Origin of the sequence: Methylobacterium sp. E-041, from assembly GCF_022829665.1 — a bacterium.
GTDB lineage: Bacteria > Pseudomonadota > Alphaproteobacteria > Rhizobiales > Beijerinckiaceae > Methylobacterium.
Window position 1 is genome coordinate 1 of the sequence record NZ_JAKSYQ010000244.1, and the last position, 780, is coordinate 780.

A 780-nucleotide genomic window follows, 5' to 3' on the forward strand; every position below is an offset into this window, starting at 1 on the left:
GCCCCCGACCCACCCCTTACGAAGTGGAACTGGACCATGTCGCTCCTCGCCTGGATCGTGCTCGGCCTGATCGCCGGCTTCATCGGCAGCAAGATCGTCAACAACACCGGTCAGGGGCTCGTCGTCGACATCCTGCTCGGCATCGTCGGCGCCGTCGTCGGCGGCTTCCTGTTCAACCAGTTCGGCCAGCCCGGGGTGTCCGGGGTGAACCTTTACAGTTTGCTCGTCGCCATCGTCGGCGCCGTGGTGGTGCTATGGATCTACCACACCCTCATGGGCCGCCGACGGGTGCTTTGATCCAGGCGAACCCTCTTCGCCGATACAGGCCGAAGACCGACCCGATCTCTTAAAACGAAAGCATACCAACTATGGCGTTGTCCCCCGACACCACCCGTTCGACTTTTGATCACGAAGTCCCGACTTCCAGCTTGGCCACCCCGGCCGAGGACATGCGCACGATGGCGCTGCACTCGGTCTCTTGGGGGGCGGTGCTCGCCGGCGCCGTGATCGCGCTGGTCGCCCAGGTCATCCTGAACATGGTCGGGCTCGGCATCGGACTGTCGACCGTCGACCCGGCGGGCAACGGCACGCCCACCGCCGGGTCGCTCTCGTCCGGCGCCGGCATCTGGTTCGTGATCTCCGGCATTCTCGCAGCCACCGCCGGCGGCTGGCTCGCCGGGCGCCTCTCGGGGAAGCCCGCCAACACCACCACCGCCTACCACGGGCTGCTCGCCTGGGCGGTCTCGACGCTGGTCGTCGTGTACCTGCTGTCCTCGGCGG

1 protein-coding gene and 1 pseudogene are annotated in these 780 nt (G+C 66.8%); both read left to right on the forward strand.

The annotated features are described in order from the left end of the window. Nucleotides 1-36: 36 nt before the first annotated feature. A complete protein-coding gene (locus MKK70_RS22830; RefSeq protein WP_243938597.1) occupies nt 37-297 on the forward strand; it encodes a GlsB/YeaQ/YmgE family stress response membrane protein in 261 nt (86 codons plus the stop codon). A gap of 152 nt (nt 298-449) precedes the next feature. Continuing rightward, nucleotides 450-780, forward strand: a pseudogene (locus MKK70_RS22835) (PhnA-like protein); the annotation flags it as partial.